The following is a 21,230-nucleotide window of genomic DNA, read 5'->3' as shown; positions in this document are numbered from 1 at the left end:
TTAAATGTTAGATATTTCTATTTCACGAAACTAAAACTCTAAAGGAGATGGTAGTTATGAATCAGTTCATTCAAGATTTTCTGCACGTTACTGAATCAGCAGCACTTGCGACATATCCATGGATTGGGACAGGAAATAAAATAGAAGCTGATCAGGCAGCTACAGATTCTATGCGCACTTTACTAAATAAAATTCCTATGGATGGCGAAGTAGTTATTGGTGAAGGAGAAATGGATGAAGCTCCAATGTTATTTATCGGTGAAAAAGTTGGAACTGGAAATGGTGCAGGTATCGATTTAGCAGTTGATCCAATTGATGGAACTACCTCTACTTCTAAAGGAAAGAATAATGCCATCGCAGTAATTGCCGCTGCAAAAAAAGGAACATTGCTGCATGCTCCCGATATGTACATGGAGAAGCTTGTAACTGGTCCGGAAGCTGCAGGGAAGATTGATATTGATTATCCACTCGAGAAGAATCTGCGCATTATCGCAGATGCAAAAGGAAAAAAACTTGAAGAATTAAAAATGATTGTACAGGATAGAGAAAGACATAATCATTGGATAGAAGAAGCACGTGCTTTAGGTGTCAGAACAGAGCTGTTTGAAGAAGGAGATGTCATTCCTGCAATAGCAACTTGCATCCACCGGAGTGATATAGACTTATTCATTGGAATTGGCGGCGCTCCAGAAGGGGTTCTGGCGGCTGTAGGAGTGAAAAGCCTGGGAGGAGAAATGCAGGCAAGATTACTTCCAAAAACAAATGAACAATGGGAGCGTTGTGTATCGATGGGAATTACAGATCCTAAAGAAGCACTTGCTCATAATCAATTAGTCGGCACAAATGAATGTGCTTTTATCGCTACGAGTATTACCAGCAATATGCTGCTGCAGGGAATAGAAAATAATCAAAATGTCTTTACAACACATTCCATTGTTTTAGATGGTTTAAATAAATGCTATCGTCATATAGCAACAGAGCATCCCTTGTCTTCTGTTTAATTTCTAATATTCTAATGAAATTCATAGTAAGATATTCTAAAATGCAAAAAAGACAGCGTCGTCACGCTGTCTTTTTAATTTAATCATTTATTATTTTTCGATAGTAGATACAACGCCAGATCCAACTGTACGTCCACCTTCACGGATAGAGAAACGAGTTCCGTCTTCGATCGCGATTGGTGAAATAAGTTCTACAGTCATTTCAATGTTGTCTCCAGGCATTACCATTTCAGTTCCTTCTGGAAGGCTGATTACGCCAGTTACGTCCGTAGTACGGAAGTAGAACTGAGGACGGTAGTTAGTGAAGAATGGAGTATGACGTCCACCTTCGTCTTTTGACAATACATAAACTTCAGCTTTGAAGTTAGTATGTGGAGTGATTGTACCAGGCTTAGCAAGTACTTGACCACGGTTGATATCTTCACGTGCAACACCACGTAGTAATGCACCAATGTTATCACCAGCTTCTGCATAGTCAAGAAGCTTACGGAACATTTCTACTCCAGTTACAGTAGTTTTAGAAGATTCTTCGTTAAGACCGATGATTTCTACTTCGTCTCCAACACGAACTTGTCCGCGTTCAACACGACCTGTAGCAACAGTACCACGACCAGTGATAGAGAATACATCCTCAACTGGCATCATGAATGGTTTGTCAGTATCACGCTCTGGAGTTGGAACATATTCATCAACTGCAGCCATAAGTTCAACAACTTTTTCTTCATATTCTTCTACGCCTTCAAGTGCTTTAAGAGCAGAACCAGCGATAACTGGTACATCATCACCAGGGAAGTCATATTCGCTTAGTAAATCACGAACTTCCATTTCTACTAATTCAAGTAGCTCTTCATCGTCTACCATATCTGTTTTGTTAAGGAATACTACGATAGAAGGTACCCCAACGTTACGAGATAATAGGATATGCTCACGAGTTTGTGGCATTGGACCATCAGCAGCAGATACTACAAGGATAGCTCCGTCCATTTGTGCAGCACCAGTAATCATGTTTTTAACATAGTCAGCGTGACCTGGGCAGTCAACGTGTGCATAGTGACGAGTTTCAGTTTCATACTCTACGTGAGAAGTTGCGATTGTAATTCCGCGTTCTTTCTCTTCTGGAGCACCATCAATTTGGTCATAAGCCATTGCAGTGCCATCACCATTTCTTTTTGCCATTACTGTAGTGATTGCAGCAGTTAAAGTTGTTTTACCATGGTCAACGTGACCAATTGTTCCAATGTTTACGTGACTTTTCGAGCGGTCGAATTTTTCTTTAGCCATTTATAGTTCCTCCTTTAAATATATAGCAATTTTTATGAGCCGGGAAAGTCGGTTAAAATTTCCCAGCCTTTACTAAATGTTATACGTCAGATTGAAGAAAAAATCAATTATTGACCTGCATTTTTCTTGATAATTTCTTCTGTAATGCTTTTAGGTGTCTCTTCATAGTGGTCAAAGTGCATTGTGTACACTCCGCGACCTTGTGTATTTGAACGTAATGCAGTTGCATAACCGAACATTTCTGCAAGTGGTACGAACGCTTTAACTACCTGGGCAGTTCCGCGGGCTTCCATACCTTCAACGCGTCCACGACGGGATGTTACATCACCCATGATGTCTCCCATATATTCTTCTGGGACAACAATTTCTACTCTCATCATTGGTTCAAGCAGAACTGGGTTACATTTATTTTTAGCAGCTTTAAGTGCCATAGAAGCAGCTACTTTAAACGCCATTTCGTTGGAATCGACATCGTGATAGCTTCCATCATATAATGTAGCTTTCACATCAATTAACGGATATCCGGCAAGAACGCCATTTTCCATGGATTCTTCGATACCTTGTTGAACAGCCGGGATGTATTCACGAGGAACAACACCACCAACAATATTGTTAACAAATTCGAATCCAGCGCCTTCTTCGTTTGGCTCAAATTTAACCCAAACGTGACCGAATTGTCCACGTCCACCAGACTGACGTACGAATTTACCTTCTACTTCAGCAGCAGCACGGAAAGTTTCTCTGTAAGAAACTTGTGGAGCACCAACAGTTGCGCCAACTTTAAATTCACGTTTTAAACGGTCAACAATGATATCAAGGTGAAGCTCACCCATACCAGAGATGATAGTTTGTCCAGTTTCTGTATTTGTTTCTGTGCGGAAAGTTGGATCTTCTTCCGCAAGTTTTGATAGAGCAATACCCATTTTATCCTGGTCTGCTTTTGTTTCTGGCTCAATAGCAACCGAGATAACTGGTTCAGGGAACTCCATAGACTCAAGAATAACTAGATCCTTTTCGTCACATAGTGTATCACCTGTTGTTGTATCCTTCAAACCTACTGCAGCAGCAATTTCACCTGAGTAAGCAACAGAAATCTCTTCACGAGAGTTTGCGTGCATTTGCAGGATACGCCCAATACGCTCACGTTTATCTTTTACAGAGTTCTTTACGTAAGAACCTGAGTTAAGTGTACCTGAGTACACACGGAAGAATGTTAATTTACCAACATAAGGGTCCGTCATAACTTTAAATGCTAATGCAGAGAACGGCGCATCATCAGATGATGGGCGAGTTACTTTTTCTTCTGTTCCAGGAACGATACCTTCGATTGGAGGCACGTCTGTTGGAGCCGGAAGATAAGCAAGTACTGCATCCAGCATTAACTGAACACCTTTGTTTTTAAATGCAGATCCGCAAAGTACTGGGTAGAAGTCTACATTTAATGTTGCCTGACGAATTGCATTTGCAAGCTCCTCGTTAGAGATTTCCTCTCCTTCAAGATACTTCATCATCAGCTCTTCGTCTGTTTCAGCTACTGCTTCCACCAAGTTAGCACGCAGCTCTTCAGCTTCGTCTTTTAACTCAGCAGGGATTTCAGTAGTTTCATCAGTTTGACCTAGATCATCAAGATAGATATGAGCTTCCATCTTAACTAAATCAATAATTCCACTGAATTCGTCTTCAGCACCGATAGGCATTTGGATTGGATGTGCGTTTGCACCAAGGCGTTCTTTTAATGTATTGGTTGAATACAAGAAATCTGCACCTGTTTTATCCATTTTGTTAATGAAAACGATACGTGGAACACCGTATGTTGTCGCTTGACGCCATACTGTTTCCGTTTGTGGTTCAACACCAGATTGTGCATCTAGTACTGTTACCGCACCATCCAGTACACGAAGAGAACGTTCAACTTCAACTGTGAAGTCTACGTGTCCAGGTGTGTCGATGATATTAATACGGTGGTCTTTCCAAGCAGCAGTTGTTGCGGCGGAAGTAATTGTGATTCCACGCTCCTGCTCCTGCTCCATCCAGTCCATTTGAGATGCACCTTCATGTGTTTCACCAATTTTATGAATACGTCCTGTATAGAAAAGAATACGCTCAGTAGTAGTGGTTTTACCCGCGTCAATGTGCGCCATGATACCGATATTACGTGTCTTTTCCAAGGAGAACTCTCTAGCCATGTATTCTTCTCCTTCCTATAGAAAGCTTTTGTTAGATTTATATTACCAACGGTAGTGAGCGAATGCTTTGTTCGCTTCTGCCATTTTATGCATATCTTCTCTTTTCTTAACAGCAGCTCCTGTATTATTAGAAGCATCAAGAATTTCATTAGCAAGACGTTCTTCCATTGTTTTTTCTCCACGCAGACGGGAGTAGTTAACAATATAACGTAATCCTAAAGCTTGACGACGTTCTGGACGAACCTCCACTGGTACTTGATAGTTTGAACCACCAACACGGCGGGCACGTACTTCAAGTACTGGCATAACATTTTTCATTGCTTGCTCAAAAACTTCCATTGCGTTTTGGCCACTTCTTTCAGCAACTAATTCAAACGCATTATAAAGGATTTTTTGTGCTTTTCCACGCTTCCCGTCTACCATAATCTGGTTGATGAGGCGTGTAACTAATTTTGAGTTATAAAGCGGATCTGGTAATACATCACGCTTTGGTACTGGACCTTTACGAGGCATTGTACATCCTCCTTTCCCTTATATTATTTAAATTACTTATTTTTTAGGTCTTTTCGTTCCATATTTAGAGCGTCCTTGCATACGGCCTTCTACTCCAGCAGTATCAAGTGCTCCACGTACGATATGATAACGTACCCCCGGTAAGTCTTTTACACGACCGCCACGGATAAGAACAACACTGTGTTCTTGCAGGTTGTGACCAATTCCAGGAATGTATGCAGTTACCTCCATGTTGTTAGACAAACGTACACGCGCATATTTACGAAGTGCAGAGTTTGGTTTCTTAGGAGTTAATGTACCTACACGAGTACATACACCACGTTTCTGCGGAGAGCTCTGATCAGTCATTTTCTTTTTAAAGCTGTTGTAGCCTTTATTAAGTGCAGGTGAGTCAGATTTTTTTGTCTTTGTCACACGGCCTTTACGAACTAGCTGATTAATTGTTGGCATTGAATCTTCCTCCTCTCAATTTCAATTTAGTAATCAAATAACAACCTTTTGTAATACCACACATCCAGGTGGTTCATTTTTAGCGATAAAAAAATCTCTCACAATTTTTGCGAAAAATAATTAACCTATACTCAGATTGTTTTTGTTATTATCGTTTAAAGTAAACCGAAGTTCCGATTATGGTCTGCTCCGAAAATTACTTTTGCAAGCATAATCAGAAGCACCTTGAATATAATACCACCCTATATATTGTTTGTCAATATATTCTTGGTATTTTTTCGGTGCTCCCAAAAATAACTTACAAGGTGATCACAAGAAGGGATAATCCCCTTCCTGTTCAACATTTCATTTTATACTCTTTGTGTGCTTTCTTCATCTGTTATTTCTTCATCAGATTCCGGCACATCAAGTTCAGCTTCTAAAGTACGATATTGCGGCATTCCTGTACCGGCTGGAACAAGTTTACCAATAATAACATTCTCTTTCAGGCCAAGTAATTCATCACGTTTTCCTTTAATAGCAGCATCTGTCAGGACACGTGTAGTTTCCTGGAAGGATGCAGCTGACAGGAATGAGTCAGTTTCAAGAGATGCTTTTGTAATACCAAGTAATACCGGGCGGCCTGTAGCAGGATCTGCGCCTTCCTTGAATACTTTGTGGTTTGCATCTTTGAATTGATGTAATTCAAGCAGAGAGCCTGGCAATACATCTGTATCTCCAGAAGATACAACACGGATCTTACGAAGCATTTGGCGAACCATTACTTCGACGTGTTTATCTCCGATTTCTACACCTTGCATACGATATACACGTTGTACTTCTTTAAGCAAGTAGTCTTGAACGCCTTCTACACCTTTGACGCGAAGAAGTTCTTTTGGATCAACGGAACCTTCTGTGAGCTCTTGCCCAGTTTCCACTTGATCTCCTTCTTGAACTTTCAAGCGGGCGTTATAAGGTACAGCATAGCTGCGCTGCTCTACATTACCCTGAATAACAATTTCTTGTTTATCTTTAACTTCCTTCATTTCAAGAACCGTACCTGAGATTTCTGTAATTACCGCCTGCCCTTTCGGGTTACGGGCTTCAAACAGCTCCTGAATACGAGGTAAACCTTGTGTAATATCATCTCCGGCAACTCCGCCAGTATGGAAGGTACGCATTGTTAACTGTGTACCCGGCTCACCGATGGATTGTGCTGCGATAATCCCAACCGCTTCTCCAACCTCAACGTCTGATCCAGTAGCTAAGTTACGGCCATAACATTTCTGACATACACCATGTTTCGTGTTACAAGTGAAGGCTGTACGGATTGTTACTTCTTCGATACCAGCTTCCACAATCGTTTTCGCCTGATCTTCATGGATGAGTTCATTTTTCTTTACAATGAATTCACCAGTTTCAGGATGTTTTACGTCTTCGAATGCTGTTCTGCCAATCAAACGGTCTAACAACGGTTCGATAACTTCTGATCCATCTACAAGAGCAGCAACTTTTAGGCCGCGGTCCGTTCCACAATCTGCTTCACGGATGATAACGTCCTGTGCAACGTCTACAAGACGACGAGTCAAGTAACCTGAATCGGCTGTTTTCAGTGCTGTATCGGCAAGACCTTTACGCGCACCATGGGTAGAAATAAAGTATTCCATTACGGTTAAACCTTCACGGAAACTTGATTTGATTGGAATTTCAATGATTTTACCAGATGGGTCAGCCATCAATCCACGCATACCAGCAAGCTGTGTGAAGTTTGATGCGTTACCACGGGCACCGGAATCACTCATCATGTAGATTGGGTTTCGGTTGCTCAATGACCCCATCAAGCGGTCCTGAATAACATCCTTCGCTTCTGACCAGATAGCAATTACACGATCATAACGCTCTTCCTCTGTAATCAGACCACGACGGAATTGTTTTAAGACCTTATCAACTTTGGATTGAGCTTCGTCTAAGATACCTTGTTTCTCTGGGAGTACAACAATATCTGAGATACCAACTGTCATACCAGCTTTTGTAGAGTAACTGAATCCTAAATCCTTCATGCGGTCAAGCATCTTAGAGGTTTCTGTAATTTTGAAACGCTTGAAGACCTCAGCGATAATATCACCTAAGAAGCCTTTCTTAAATGGCTTAACCACTTCACGGTTTTTAATTTCTTCTTTAATATCTGTTCCAGGATCCACAAAATAGTTTTCCGGTGTTTTCTCTTCTAAATTCACCTTGGTAGGTTCGTTCATATACGGGAAAGAATCCGGAAGAATCTCATTAAAGATCAGCTTACCAACAGTTGTTAATAATAGCTGGCTATTTTGTTTTTCTGTAAATGTTTTGTTATTTAAACTGGATGCCTGCACTGCAATACGTGTATGCAGGTGAGCATATCCAGTTTGATAAGCAATTAATGCTTCATCAGTGTCTTTAAAGTAAGAACCTTCTCCAATTGAACCTTCACGTTCTAAAGTAAGGTAATAGTTTCCAAGTACCATATCCTGTGATGGTGTAACAACTGGTTTTCCATCCTTAGGGTTAAGGATGTTCTGTGCTGCTAACATTAAGATTCTGGCTTCTGCCTGTGCTTCGGCTCCAAGGGGAACGTGTACAGCCATTTGGTCTCCATCAAAGTCAGCGTTATATGCAGTACATACAAGCGGATGCAGACGGATTGCACGGCCATCAACCAACGTAGGTTCGAATGCTTGAATACCCAATCTGTGAAGGGTTGGTGCACGGTTAAGCAGTACCGGGTGCTCTTTAATTACATCTTCAAGAACATCCCATACGTCAGGGTGCACTCTTTCAATTTTTCTCTTCGCTGATTTAATATTGTGCGCAAGACCTCTAGCCACTAATTCTTTCATGATAAACGGCTTGAACAGCTCTAATGCCATTTCTCTCGGCAGACCGCATTGGTACATTTTCAAATGAGGTCCAACAACGATAACAGAACGGCCGGAATAATCCACACGTTTACCTAATAGGTTTTGACGGAAACGGCCTTGCTTCCCTTTCAGCATATGAGAAAGAGATTTTAATGGACGGTTTCCTGGTCCTGTAACCGGGCGGCCGCGACGACCATTATCAATTAAAGCATCTACAGCTTCTTGAAGCATACGTTTTTCATTTTGAACAATAATGCTTGGAGCGCCTAAATCAAGCAGACGTTTTAAGCGGTTGTTACGGTTGATTACACGACGGTAAAGGTCATTTAAATCAGAAGTAGCAAAACGTCCGCCGTCTAATTGAACCATTGGACGAATTTCTGGAGGAATAACCGGAAGAACATCTAAAATCATCCAGCTTGCATCGTTTCCAGAGTTACGAAATGCTTCCATTACTTCCAAACGTTTAATTGCACGAGTACGGCGTTGGCCGTGAGCTGTTTTCAGCTCTTCACGCAATGCATCAACTTCTTTTTCCAAGTCAAGATCCTGCAATAATTTACGGATAGCTTCTGCGCCCATCTGAGCTTTGAAATTATTGCCGTATTTATCATAATAAGAACGGAATTCTTTCTCAGAAAGCAGCTGCTTCTTCTCAAGCGGTGTACTTCCCGGATCTGTTACGATATATGCTGCAAAGTAGATAACTTCCTCTAATGCACGAGGAGACATATCTAATACTAACCCCATACGGCTCGGGATTCCTTTGAAATACCAAATGTGTGATACTGGAGCAGCAAGTTCAATATGCCCCATACGCTCACGGCGTACTTTAGCTTTTGTCACCTCTACACCACAACGGTCACAGACAACACCTTTGTAACGAACGCGTTTATATTTACCACAATGACATTCCCAATCCTTCTGTGGGCCAAAGATACGCTCACAGAACAACCCGTCTTTTTCCGGTTTTAAAGTACGGTAGTTAATTGTTTCTGGTTTTTTCACTTCTCCATAAGACCAAGAACGAATCTTTTCTGGTGAAGCGAGCCCTATTTTCATGTACTCAAAATTATTTACATCCAACAAGGGGCAATCCTCCCTTTTAATGTATGTTCAAAAAGTTCGATGAAAAAGACCAAGAAGTTCAAGGCGACGAGATTTTTACGAACGGAGCGTATGCTTTTAAATACGTGAGTATCGGAAAAATCTCGTCAACGCAGAAATTCGCTGTGTCATTTTTGTTGAACTTTTTGAACATCCTCTTTTACAAGTTAAGAAAGTTTGAGAAAACCTGGCTTATCGTCATGTCTTGGCGAAAGTCTGGGATTTCTTTAAACGAAATTTTATAGAAAGAGCAGAATGGTTCAAAAGAAAAGGAACTTCTATGTTGCCCACATCGTGTGGGCAACATAGAAGTCACCACATCACATGAGAAGTTTGAACCATTGCTGCACAAATTTTATTGATTTAACGGTTCTTCCACTTCAATGTTAAGCTTCGTCGACGTTTGACTGTCGTCGTCCTCTAGTTCACGCATATCAATTTCATCTTCTGTACTAGAAAGCATCTTAACATCCATACCAAGACTTTGAAGCTCTTTGATCAATACTTTAAACGATTCAGGAACACCCGGTTCAGGTGCATTATCACCTTTTACGATCGCTTCATATGTCTTCACACGACCAACTGTATCATCTGATTTAACAGTCAAGATCTCTTGAAGTGTATATGCAGCACCATAAGCTTCCAATGCCCAAACTTCCATCTCACCAAAACGTTGTCCACCGAATTGTGCTTTACCACCAAGCGGCTGCTGTGTTACGAGAGAGTATGGTCCAGTTGAACGAGCATGCAGTTTATCATCAACCATATGCGCAAGTTTAATCATGTACATGACACCTACAGATATACGGTTGTCAAAAGCTTCACCTGAACGCCCATCATAAAGAACTGTCTTCGCATCTCTCGGCATACCTGCTTCTTCAAGTGTTTCCCAAACATCTTCCTCTGTTGCACCATCAAATACCGGACTTGCTACATGTAATCCAAGCTGTCTGGCAGCCATTCCTAAATGCAGTTCAAACACCTGTCCGATGTTCATACGTGATGGTACCCCCAGCGGGTTCAACATAATATCAATTGGTGTACCGTCTGGCAAGAATGGCATATCCTCTTCCGGTAAGATTTTGGAGATAACCCCTTTGTTACCGTGACGGCCTGCCATTTTATCTCCTTCATGTATTTTACGTTTTTGAACGATATATACACGAACAAGCTGATTTACACCTGGTGGTAACTCGTCGCCATCTTCACGATTAAAGATTTTTACATCTAAGACGATTCCGCCGCCGCCATGAGGAACGCGTAAGGATGTATCCCTTACTTCACGTGCTTTCTCGCCAAAAATCGCATGTAATAAGCGTTCTTCTGCTGAAAGCTCCGTCATTCCTTTAGGTGTCACTTTCCCTACAAGAATATCACTGTCAGTTACTTCTGCACCGACACGGATAATTCCATGTTCATCAAGGTTTTTAAGTGCATCTTCCCCAACGTTAGGAATATCTCTTGTAATTTCCTCTGGTCCAAGTTTTGTATCACGAGATTCTGATTCAAACTCTTCAATATGGATAGAAGTATATACATCATCTTTTACAAGTCGTTCACTCATAATGATGGCATCCTCGTAGTTATAACCTTCCCAAGTCATGAAGCCTACAAGAACGTTTTGACCCAATGCTAATTCTCCATCTTCCATAGAAGGTCCATCAGCGAGAACTTCACCTTTTGTTACACGATCTCCTTCAGCAACAATCGGGCGCTGATTATAACAAGTTCCCTGGTTGGAACGCTTATACTTCTGTAATCCGTAACGATCTACATCGCCTTCTACTTCTTTGCCATCCACATTTGAAATACGACGTACAATAACGGTCTTCGCTTCCACGCGCTCTACGACCCCGTCATGACGACAGATAACAGCAGCACCAGAGTCTTTACCATTCACATATTCCATACCTGTACCAACGATTGGAGCCTTTGGATTCATCAATGGAACTGCCTGACGTTGCATGTTAGCTCCCATTAATGCACGGTTGGAGTCATCATTTTCCAAGAATGGAATACATGCAGTCGCTGCAGATACAACCTGTTTCGGTGATACATCCATATAATCAATTTTATCGCGGGATACAATAATATTATCTTCACGGAAACGAGCAGTTACTTCCTCGTTTACAAAGAAGTTATCATCATCTAACGGCGAGTTTGCCTGTGCAACGACATAATTATCTTGTTCATCCGCAGTAAGGTAATCAATTGTACTTGTTACCTTTCCAGTTTCAGGGTCAACACGACGATATGGCGATTCAATAAATCCAAACTTATTTACTCGTGCATAGCTGGATAGAGAGTTAATCAAACCGATATTCGGTCCCTCCGGCGTCTCAATTGGACACATACGGCCATAGTGAGAGTAGTGAACGTCACGCACTTCAAAACCGGCACGTTCACGTGTCAAACCACCAGGTCCAAGTGCTGACAGACGACGTTTATGCGTCAATTCACCCAACGGATTTGTCTGATCCATAAATTGTGACAACTGCGAGCTGCCAAAGAATTCTTTAATCGATGCAATAACCGGGCGAATATTAATCAATTGCTGCGGTGTTACGCTCGAAGTATCTTGAATAGACATTCTTTCACGAACAACACGTTCCATACGGGATAATCCGATACGGAATTGATTTTGTAATAATTCACCGACTGAACGCAGGCGACGATTCCCCAGATGGTCAATATCATCTGTATCTCCTACTTGGTGAAGCAAGTTAAAGAAATAACTGATAGAAGCTAAAATATCAGCTGGTGTGATATTTTTTATTTCTTTCGTTACTTCCCCATTTCCGATTACAGTCAGTTCACGTTCTCCATTTGGATCTGTAGGGTCAAGAATTTTCACAGATTGTATCGTGATTTCTTCTTCCAAAACCCCGTCATGCGGTGTAATAGTTTTATCTCCAAAACGATCTTCCTTACGCTCAAGATATGGAAGAATCTTATCTAATAATTTTCTTTCCAGACGATCGCCTTGATTCGCAATAACTTCTCCAGTTTCTGGATCTACAACAGGCTCAGCAAGCACCTGGTTGAATAAACGATTTTTAATATGGAGCTTTTTATTCATTTTATAACGGCCCACATGCGCTAAATCATAGCGTTTCGGATCAAAGAAACGAGATACTAATAGACTCTTCGCATTATCTACTGTTGGCGGTTCACCAGGACGTAAACGCTCATAGATTTCTAAAAGAGCTTTTTCAGCGTTCTCTGTATTATCTTTTTCTAACGTATTTCGTAAATATTCATTCTCGCCTAACAAATCAACAATCTCTTGATCTGTTCCAAATCCTAAAGCTCTTAATAGAACAGTAATTGGTAATTTACGAGTACGGTCAATACGAACATAAGCAACATCTTTTGCATCTGTTTCAAATTCTAACCATGCTCCACGGTTTGGAATAACTGTTGTTGTAATACCGCGTTTTCCATTTTTATCAATTTTTTCGTTATAATAAACACTTGGGGAACGTACAAGCTGTGATACAATAACACGCTCCGCTCCATTGATAATAAATGTTCCCGTATCTGTCATTAACGGGAAGTCACCCATAAACACTTCCTGTTCCTTTACTTCTCCGGTTTCATTATTAATTAAACGAACCTTCACGCGAAGGGGAGCATTGTATGTCACGTCTCTTTCCTTTGCTTCGTCTACAGGATATTTCGGATCACCCAAACTATAATCCACAAACTCAAGTGATAGATTTCCTGTAAAGTCTTCAATTGGAGAGATATCCTGGAACATCTCTCTCAAACCTTCTTCTAAGAACCATTCATAAGAAGCGGTTTGGATCTCGATTAGGTTAGGTAATTCTAACACTTCGTTAATACGTGCATAGCTCCTGCGTTGGCGGTGCCGTCCATACTGAACTAGTTGACCTGTCAACTGCTTCACCCCTTAAATCATCCATTTTGGTAGTTGTTTCTACAAAATGTAACTCATATTTAAAAGAACGTCTGAATAAATCATCTGTTCTTTAAAAAATAAAACTATAAACTCATTATCCTATCATTCACACCATGTATCACTTTCCTGTTTGACAGCTTATCTTTCTTCCGGTGAAACTTTATTTTCACCCTTTGAAAAAACAACTGTTTTAAGGATATTGTGATTTTAGATTGTGCAGATGAAAGAATTTTGATAAACTATAGAAAAGCAATTTGTCGAATCTTGATTTTCCCGATTCTACAAGCCTTTCCCATTTGTAAAGATTTTATACATTCACCTAATAAAAACCTCCTAGGCAAACGTATCCTCATCTTAGCATCTTCCAATCTTAGCATAGTCCCAATCATTAGTCAAACTTTTTTGCTCGCAATATAAAATAACCTTTTTTCTTTATAACTACTTCCGCATTACCAAAAATCTCTTCCATCTTATCTTTTGCAGAGGGCGCTCCCTGTTTTTTCTGAATGACTACCCATAAATCTCCATGATCTGCTAAATGATTATAAGCTTCTTCAAATATAGCATGCACTACTCTTTTACCAGCGCGTATCGGCGGATTGGTAACAATAGAAGCAAAAGATTTTTCATTCAAATTCTCATATAGATCACTTTGAAGAATAGTTGTATTCGTAATTTTATTGATTTCTGCATTTTTAGCAGCCAGTTCAACAGCCCGCTCATTTACATCAATCATAAAAATTTGTCTTTCAGAAAAATCGGAAGCTAAAGACAATCCAATTGGTCCATAACCGCACCCTACATCTAATATCGGCCCATTAATTTCCGGCTCCTGAAAAGTTTCAATAAGCACTCTTGAACCAAAATCCACTTCACTTTTCGAGAAGACACCAATATCACTTGTAAATTGAAATGTCCTTCCCCGCAAATCAAAAGACCAGCTTTGAGGAGATGACTTCGCCTGAGGCTGCTTCGAATAATAATGCTCTGTCATATGGATTAGCACCCACTTTATATTAATTAAGAAAAATACCTGAGCTGCGATCGTACACTTCCTAATCATAGGGCGATGTCCGTTACAGCGGTTTGGGCGGGGCGAGTAACCGTAGTCCCAAGAATTTGGAGCGCCAGCCAAAAAAACCTACTTATAACTTGCATCTAATACAAACAACCCAAATATTTTCTTGGTTAAAAAAAGGCCACCTGTTCAACTAAAAATCATTCTCGTATATAAACTTGAACTTTTTCTAGTGACAAAGGTGACCTTTTATCAATTCGTGATAAAAGAGCCCGTCTAAAATACGACGAGCTCTTTTTCTTATATTCGTTAAATTATTTAACTTCTACAGAAGCACCAGCTTCTTCAAGTTTGCCTTTAACTTCTTCTGCTTCTTCTTTAGATACAGCTTCTTTAATTGCTTTAGGAGCGTTATCTACTAAGTCTTTAGCATCTTTTAAGCCAAGGCCAGTGATTTCGCGAACTGCTTTAACAACTTTGATCTTAGAAGCACCAGCTCCAGTAAGAACAACGTCAAATTCAGTTTTTTCTTCTTCAGCAGCGCCGCCTGCAGCACCTGCAGCAGCAACTGGAGCAGCAGCTGTTACGCCGAACTCTTCTTCGATTGCTTTTACTAAATCGTTTAATTCAAGTACAGTCATTTCTTTAATTGCACTAATCATTTCTTCGTTTGTCATGATTAAATTCCTCCTGATATAAGTTTGTTTTTTATTTGTGAGCAAGCATGTGGTTTTATCACAATTTTACTCTTACGCTTGAAATATAGCTATCCAGCTCCGAGCGCCAAAAACTAGGGAGCTAACACGTGAGCCCCCTACGATAAGTCATCATCGGTTCGTTACCTCACCGTGATTCCATTATCTCAGGTACGCCGCTCCAATCTCTACGTTTTTAAACGGGCGCTCTGCGCTTTTCGTTATTAAACCGTTTGGTGTATTACGCACCTTGTTCTTCTTTTTGCTCTGCAACAGCTTTTGTAGCATAAGCAAGATTACGGATTGGAGCTTGAAGTACGCTAAGCAGCATAGATACCATACCTTCGTAGTTTGGCAGATCTGCAAGCTCTTTAATTTGATCTAGTGAAGCAACATTTCCTTCAATAATTCCGCCTTTAATTTCTAAAGCTTCATGATCCTTACTGAAGTTGTTCAAGATTCTTGCCGGAGCAACAACATCTTCACTAAATGCAATTGCGTTTGGTCCAGTTAATACATCACTAAGCTCGTTTAGCTCAACAGCTTCTACAGCACGGCGAACCATTGTATTTTTGTATACTTTGAATTCAACACCTGCTTCGCGAAGCTCTTTACGTAATGCAGTAACCTCTGAAACGTTAAGTCCACGATAGTCAACTACTACTGCAGTTTGGCTATTACGAAACTTATCTGCAATTTCTTCTACTAATTGTTTCTTTTGTTCAATAATCCCTGACATCTTTCCACCTCCTATAATAACCGTCGCTATTATTACACCGTTCGAACGTGCTTTTCTATAAAAAAAGCTCTCATGCAGACATGAGAGCTTACCTTAGATCGGCAAAACGGTTTTGCCTTTCTATAAATAAACACCTCGGCAGGATAATTAAGCTCATGCATAGCCCCTGCTGTCTACGGTATAACATTCGATTTTATTAAACCGAAAATTAGTATATCGAACGTTGGCTTAAAAGTCAACTACTAATTAACGGAAGTTTGAAACGTCAACTTTGATTCCTGGTCCCATTGTAGATGCAATGGAAGCATTTTTAAGGTAAGTACCTTTAGAAGACTGAGGCTTAACTTTTACAAGTTGATCAGTAAGTGCAGTAAAGTTTTCTACTAATTTTGTTTCATCGAAAGAAACTTTTCCAATTGGAACATGGATATTAGAAGATTTATCAACACGATATTCTACTTTACCAGCTTTAATGTCTTGAACAGCTTTTTCTACTTCGAAAGTTACTGTTCCAGTTTTAGGGTTTGGCATTAAGCCTTTTGGTCCTAAAACACGACCTAATTTACCTACTTGAGCCATCATGTCCGGAGTAGCAACGATTACGTCGAAATCAAACCAACCTTGGTTGATTTTGTTGATGTAATCTTCTTCTCCAACATAATCTGCACCAGCAGCTTCTGCTTCTTTTGCTTTATCACCTTTAGCAAATACAAGAACGCGTTGAGTTTTACCAGTACCATGCGGTAAAACCATTGCTCCGCGGATTTGTTGATCTGCTTTCTTAGGGTCTACACCAAGACGAAAAGCAGCTTCTACTGTTTCATCAAAGTTTGCTTTTGCAGTCTTTTTTGCAAGCTCTACAGCTTCTTTAATTTCATATGCTTTTGTACGATCAATCAGCTTTAAAGCTTCTTGATGTTTCTTACCATATTTAGCCATATTAATATCCTCCTCTTTTGTGGTTATAACGGTTGTACCTCCCACGGGACGAGAGCAAACACTCTTGTCCAGTACACAAATCATCTTTCCATCCGGCGTTTTCACGAATAAGGCTGCGGGTGAAAACAACCGCAACCCTTAAAGTACGTGTTCAAAAAGGGATCAAATTAGAAGCAAGAAAATCACGTCAACGCAGAGATTCGCCGCCTATCATTTGGGAGCTTTTTGAACTTCCTCTTTAACTTCAGAAAGCCTGATTACGGAATATCGAATCAGTCTTCGATTGTGATTCCCATACTGCGCGCAGTACCTTCAACCATGCGCATTGCCGCATCAACATCAGCTGCATTTAAATCAGGCATTTTTGTTTCAGCGATTTCTTTTACTTTGTCGCGCTTTACAGTAGCGACTTTTGTTTTATTAGGTTCACCTGAACCAGACTCGATTCCAGCTGCTTTTTTAAGTAGCACTGCTGCCGGTGGAGTCTTTGTAACAAATGTAAATGAACGATCCTCGAATACTGTGATTTCAACAGGAATGATTAAACCTGCCTGTTCTTGTGTTCGAGCGTTAAATTCTTTACAGAATCCCATAATGTTAACACCTGCTTGACCTAGCGCCGGCCCAACTGGTGGTGCTGGATTCGCTTTTCCCGCAGGAATTTGCAATTTTACTAATTTGATTACTTTTTTAGCCACGAGACACACCTCCTTAAAGTCCGTGATGTGGTAATAGGGTCTTTGATTTTATTTACCCTCCCACTCATTCCCTGTTCTCCTTTTAATTGAGAACAAGAATAACAAAAGAATCTTAGCATGAATTCAAAAAAAAAGCAAGCCTCGGTTCATGAAAAAGCTTTACCTGAAACGAATTGCTATTTCAGCAATTCGTTCACATTTAGTTGGATAGCTCTTTTTTATCTCCCAGGAAAAACCTATGAAAGCTTGTCTACTTGAGAAAAGTCCAGTTCAACCGGTGTTTCTCTCCCGAACATATTAACATGTACTTTCAGTTTTTGTTTATCTGCATCAATCTGCTCAATCGTTCCTGTAAAGTCTGTAAATGGACCGTCAGTTACACGGACACTTTCTTTGACTTCAAAGTCGATTTGGAGAGCGGGCTCACTGACACCCATTCTTTTCAATACAACATCTACTTCATCCGGTAATAACGGTGTCGGTTTTGCACCATGTCCGCTGGAACCGACAAATCCTGTAACTCCAGGAGTATTACGGACCACATACCATGAATCATCGGTCATAACCATTTCTGTTAAAACATAGCCAGGGAAAGATTTTTTCTTTACCATTTTCTTTTTACCATTTTTAATTTCTGCTTCCTCATCTTCCGGAACAATAACACGGAAAATCTTATCTTCCATTCCCATAGACTCTACTCTTTTTTCAAGATTCATCTTCACTTTATTCTCGTAGCCGGAATAAGTGTGAACCACGTACCAATTCTTTTCCATTTGTATCGGACAATAAACTGCCCTGTCCCCTCCTCTTCACAAATCAATGTATTCTTCTTTTTTCTAGCTACAAGCGCCAGAAGCCAGGGAGCTAACACATGAGCGCTCTCCACTTTTCTATTCCAATTTAAAAAACCCGCATAAATCGGGTTTTCGCTGACTTTTATCTTCTGTTCATTATACCTATATTATAACGGAATTATTCAAAAAATGCATCTAAAAGTTGAGATATGCCTAAATCAACAACGAAAAAGAATACCGCCATAAAAATGACTGTAGAGATTACCACAACGGTATAGTTTCTCAATTCTTTTCCTTTTGGCCAGCTTACCTTCTTCATTTCTCTTGAAACATTCTTTAAGAACTTAAACATCTACTGATATCCCCCCGAACTTACGCGAATCTATCCATCAATCTATATCTATTTTGTCTCACGGTGCAGGGTATGTGTTTTGCAATGTTTACAGAACTTTTTCACTTCTAATCTTTGCGATTGATTGGCTGCGTTTTTGTTCGTTGAATAGTTCCTGCTAGAACATACTGCACATGATAAGACTATCTTTTTATTCATATATTCCACCCCAATACATAGGGATATAGACTATATTAACATAGCACTTCACTATCGTTATGTCAATGTTATCTCTGGTTTTTTCACACTTTGTTCTTTTTGAACACTCTCTTTTAAATAGTAACTCCATTTTCCTCCAGCAGTATCTCCAGCTTCCGCTTCACCCGTACTAAAGCGTTATCAATCGATTTCACATGACGGTTTAATTGCTCTGCAATCTCCTGATAGGTACAACCATCCAAATACAGCTGAAGTACTTGTCTCTCCAAACCGCTCAACAATTCTGATAATTTGAATTCCATTGCACCGTACTCTTCCCGGTTAATAAGCATTTCCTCTGGATCACTATCCTCCGTGCTGCTGATTATATCTAGCAGCGTCCGGTCAGATTCCTCTTCATAAATTGGCTTATCAAGAGAAACATAAGAATTTAAAGGGACATGTTTTTGTCTGGTCGCTGTTTTAATCGCTGTGATGATTTGCCTTGTTACACACAATTCTGCGAACGCTTTAAAAGGAGTCGGCTGATCCATATTAAAATCACGAATAGCTTTATATAGCCCAATCATTCCTTCTTGAATAATATCTTCTTTATCAGCACCGACCAAAAAATAGGTTCTTGCTTTTAATCTTACAAAATTTAAATACCGATGTATCAGGAGGTCCAATGCATAGCTGTCACCTTGATGGATTAATTCCAGCAAATGAATATCTTCTAGCTTGTCCAACTTCTTGCTGCGTGTATTGATTTGCCCACCGTTCACCAATAATCCCCTCCTAAATCGATATCTCCAAATATATCCACGATAGGCACTATTATACTAGACGATCAGAAATATCGTCAACGACCCTTTTATGACAGAAGTAGTCGTAATTTGTCGTTTCCGTGAAAAGAAACAAGCCTTTTTACCTAAATATAAAATGAAGCAAAACGTGCTTATCGCTTTGTCTAAAGCCATCTGGAGCTATAATTATTTATTTTAAAAAATATTTTTCGTCATAACGATATCAGGTTCTTCTATTTGACTTTAATTGAAAACCATCAAATAGCTGTCGAGCTTATTAAAAAAATACCAGATGGAAAAAAGCTTCTCATTTTGAGCGTTCTGTGCCGGCCATTCATTCTATCTGTAACACCTTTTTTTGCAGGAATGACTTCTCTTAAGCATTCTGAGAAGCACTCCCTGCTTTCTGTTCATTCCATATCCTTCTATTTCCCCCGCCGCATCTCTTCAAACCTTTTTAGCAAATCATGGTCTATCGGGATTTTAGCAGCTGGCTTTTCCTTCTGATGTACCTCAAGGTTAATACGGATCTCCTGATTCATATCGTCCATCTCAATCTGGAGCTCTCTGGCTGATTTGCGCAGAGCCCCTTGTCCAAAAATTGTCCGTTGCTCGGCATAATCTGATGTTGCAACATACACTTGAGTCTCAACATTTTTTACTTTCCTGACAAGCTTCTCAATACATTCATCTGCTGTTTCTTTTTCTTTGGTATAAATAACTTCAACTTTAAATTGTTCTTGCTTCGATTCCAATCCCCGTACATAGTATGCATCAAAGACTATAATCACACGGTCGCCGGTAAACGCCTGGTACTCTGCCAGAAGCTCAATAAGCCGATCTCTTGCCTGACCAATATCTTTTTCTTTCAGATACTCAAGCTCTGGCCATGCTCCGATGATATTATAGCCATCTACAATTAATACAACCATTTAGGAACTCCCTAGGGGCTTTCGCTTTCGTAATACTTCATAAAGAAGTAAACTGCATGCAACTGATGCGTTTAACGAGGAAACTTGTCCGACCATCGGCAAGCTGACCGTCCAGTCACATTTTTTCCGGACAAGCCGGCTCATTCCTTTTCCTTCGTTTCCGATAACAAGTCCAATTGGCAGGGTTCCGTCAAGCTGCCGATAATCTTCATCAGCATCTGCTTCTGTCCCGACAATCCATATATTTCTTTCTTTAAGTTCATCAATAGTATTAGCAATATTCGTCACTCTGGCAACAGGAATATATTCCAACGCTCCAGCTGCTGTTTTCGCCACTGTAGCTGTCAGACCGACTGAACGATGCTTAGGGATAATAACTCCATGAGCTCCAGTTGCATCAGCAGTACGTAAAATAGATCCTAAGTTATGCGGATCCTCTAATTCATCCAGCAAAATAAAGAAAGGCGCTTCTCCTCTTTCCTCTGCCCTGCCGAAGAGATCTTCAATGGATGCATAAGGATAAGAGGCTACCGAGGCTACTACCCCCTGATGATTTCCTTCCTGCAGCTTATCCAGCTTCGATCTTGGCACCTTCTGAACAACCGCTCCAGCTTCACGAGCAAGCTGTTGTATTTTGTGTGCAGCCGTCCCCTGCAATTGTTCAGATATCCAAACTTTATTTACAGAACGGCCAGATTTTAATGCTTCGATTACGGGATTTTTACCCATAATCCACTCCTTTTC

19 protein-coding genes and 1 other annotated feature are annotated in these 21,230 nt (G+C 40.3%); of the genes, 1 reads left to right on the top strand and 18 read right to left on the bottom strand.

Annotation, left to right across the window (positions count from 1 at the left end; all coding sequences use genetic code 11):
- Window positions 1-56 precede the first annotated feature (56 nt).
- Window positions 57-1,001 (top strand): class II fructose-bisphosphatase, encoded by a 945-nt coding sequence (glpX, locus tag MKY30_RS06815; RefSeq protein ID WP_147211540.1) that lies wholly within the window; start codon window positions 57-59, stop codon window positions 999-1,001.
- 90 nt (window positions 1,002-1,091) lie between these two features.
- Here the strand turns inward: glpX and tuf are convergent, their stop codons facing one another.
- The 18 genes from tuf to rlmB all read right to left on the bottom strand — a co-directional run bounded on the left by tuf (window position 1,092) and on the right by rlmB (window position 21,215).
- Window positions 1,092-2,282, bottom strand: a complete 1,191-nt coding sequence (gene tuf / locus MKY30_RS06810; protein WP_077605125.1) for an elongation factor Tu — start codon at window positions 2,280-2,282, stop codon at window positions 1,092-1,094.
- 107 nt (window positions 2,283-2,389) lie between these two features.
- Window positions 2,390-4,468 carry an elongation factor G gene (gene fusA / locus MKY30_RS06805; protein ID WP_147211541.1) on the bottom strand — a complete coding sequence of 693 codons (2,079 nt, stop codon included), beginning with the start codon at window positions 4,466-4,468 and terminating at the stop codon, window positions 2,390-2,392.
- A 42-nt stretch (window positions 4,469-4,510) separates the two neighbouring features.
- Window positions 4,511-4,981, bottom strand: coding sequence for a 30S ribosomal protein S7 (rpsG, locus tag MKY30_RS06800; protein WP_077605127.1), 471 nt, complete (start codon window positions 4,979-4,981; stop codon window positions 4,511-4,513).
- Between the two features lie 36 nt (window positions 4,982-5,017).
- Window positions 5,018-5,431, bottom strand: coding sequence for a 30S ribosomal protein S12 (gene rpsL, locus MKY30_RS06795; RefSeq protein WP_077605128.1), 414 nt, complete (start codon window positions 5,429-5,431; stop codon window positions 5,018-5,020).
- A 350-nt stretch (window positions 5,432-5,781) separates the two neighbouring features.
- Complete coding sequence (gene rpoC, locus MKY30_RS06790; protein ID WP_147211542.1) at window positions 5,782-9,396, bottom strand: DNA-directed RNA polymerase subunit beta'; 3,615 nt, start codon at window positions 9,394-9,396, stop codon at window positions 5,782-5,784.
- Between the two features lie 373 nt (window positions 9,397-9,769).
- Window positions 9,770-13,315, bottom strand: a complete 3,546-nt coding sequence (rpoB, locus tag MKY30_RS06785; protein ID WP_147211543.1) for a DNA-directed RNA polymerase subunit beta — start codon at window positions 13,313-13,315, stop codon at window positions 9,770-9,772.
- Window positions 13,316-13,724: 409 nt separating this feature from the next.
- Window positions 13,725-14,330, bottom strand: coding sequence for a class I SAM-dependent methyltransferase (locus MKY30_RS06780; RefSeq protein WP_147211544.1), 606 nt, complete (start codon window positions 14,328-14,330; stop codon window positions 13,725-13,727).
- Between the two features lie 338 nt (window positions 14,331-14,668).
- Entirely contained in the window at window positions 14,669-15,031 is a 363-nt protein-coding gene (gene rplL / locus MKY30_RS06775) for a 50S ribosomal protein L7/L12 (RefSeq protein ID WP_077605132.1), read from the bottom strand.
- Window positions 15,032-15,290: 259 nt separating this feature from the next.
- Entirely contained in the window at window positions 15,291-15,788 is a 498-nt protein-coding gene (gene rplJ, locus MKY30_RS06770) for a 50S ribosomal protein L10 (RefSeq protein ID WP_147211545.1), read from the bottom strand.
- 51 nt (window positions 15,789-15,839) lie between these two features.
- Window positions 15,840-15,985, bottom strand: a sequence feature (ribosomal protein L10 leader region).
- A gap of 49 nt (window positions 15,986-16,034) precedes the next feature.
- Window positions 16,035-16,727 (bottom strand): 50S ribosomal protein L1, encoded by a 693-nt coding sequence (rplA, locus tag MKY30_RS06765; RefSeq protein WP_147211546.1) that lies wholly within the window; start codon window positions 16,725-16,727, stop codon window positions 16,035-16,037.
- 272 nt (window positions 16,728-16,999) lie between these two features.
- Window positions 17,000-17,425: a 50S ribosomal protein L11 gene (gene rplK, locus MKY30_RS06760; protein ID WP_139344913.1), complete on the bottom strand. Its 426-nt coding sequence runs from the start codon at window positions 17,423-17,425 to the stop codon at window positions 17,000-17,002.
- A gap of 236 nt (window positions 17,426-17,661) precedes the next feature.
- Entirely contained in the window at window positions 17,662-18,198 is a 537-nt protein-coding gene (gene nusG / locus MKY30_RS06755) for a transcription termination/antitermination protein NusG (RefSeq protein ID WP_147211547.1), read from the bottom strand.
- Window positions 18,144-18,296 (bottom strand): hypothetical protein, encoded by a 153-nt coding sequence (locus tag MKY30_RS06750; protein WP_186813687.1) that lies wholly within the window; start codon window positions 18,294-18,296, stop codon window positions 18,144-18,146. Before MKY30_RS06750 ends, nusG begins: the two co-directional genes overlap by 55 nt.
- 101 nt (window positions 18,297-18,397) lie before the next feature.
- Window positions 18,398-18,571, bottom strand: coding sequence for a preprotein translocase subunit SecE (secE, locus tag MKY30_RS06745; protein ID WP_147211548.1), 174 nt, complete (start codon window positions 18,569-18,571; stop codon window positions 18,398-18,400).
- Window positions 18,572-18,619: 48 nt separating this feature from the next.
- Complete coding sequence (rpmG, locus tag MKY30_RS06740; protein ID WP_077605138.1) at window positions 18,620-18,769, bottom strand: 50S ribosomal protein L33; 150 nt, start codon at window positions 18,767-18,769, stop codon at window positions 18,620-18,622.
- Window positions 18,770-18,882: 113 nt separating this feature from the next.
- Window positions 18,883-19,536, bottom strand: a complete 654-nt coding sequence (gene sigH, locus MKY30_RS06735) for an RNA polymerase sporulation sigma factor SigH (RefSeq protein WP_147211549.1) — start codon at window positions 19,534-19,536, stop codon at window positions 18,883-18,885.
- Window positions 19,537-19,979: 443 nt separating this feature from the next.
- Window positions 19,980-20,486, bottom strand: coding sequence for an NYN domain-containing protein (locus tag MKY30_RS06730; RefSeq protein ID WP_147211550.1), 507 nt, complete (start codon window positions 20,484-20,486; stop codon window positions 19,980-19,982).
- A complete protein-coding gene (gene rlmB, locus MKY30_RS06725; RefSeq protein ID WP_147211566.1) occupies window positions 20,487-21,215 on the bottom strand; it encodes a 23S rRNA (guanosine(2251)-2'-O)-methyltransferase RlmB in 729 nt (242 codons plus the stop codon).
- Between the last annotated feature and the right edge of the window lie 15 nt (window positions 21,216-21,230).

The sequence above is a fragment of the Oceanobacillus sp. FSL W8-0428 genome (assembly GCF_038004405.1).
GTDB lineage: Bacteria > Bacillota > Bacilli > Bacillales > Amphibacillaceae > Oceanobacillus > Oceanobacillus sojae.
The sequence above is the reverse complement of the archived record's forward strand: the minus strand, read 5'-3'. Positions and strand labels throughout refer to the sequence as shown.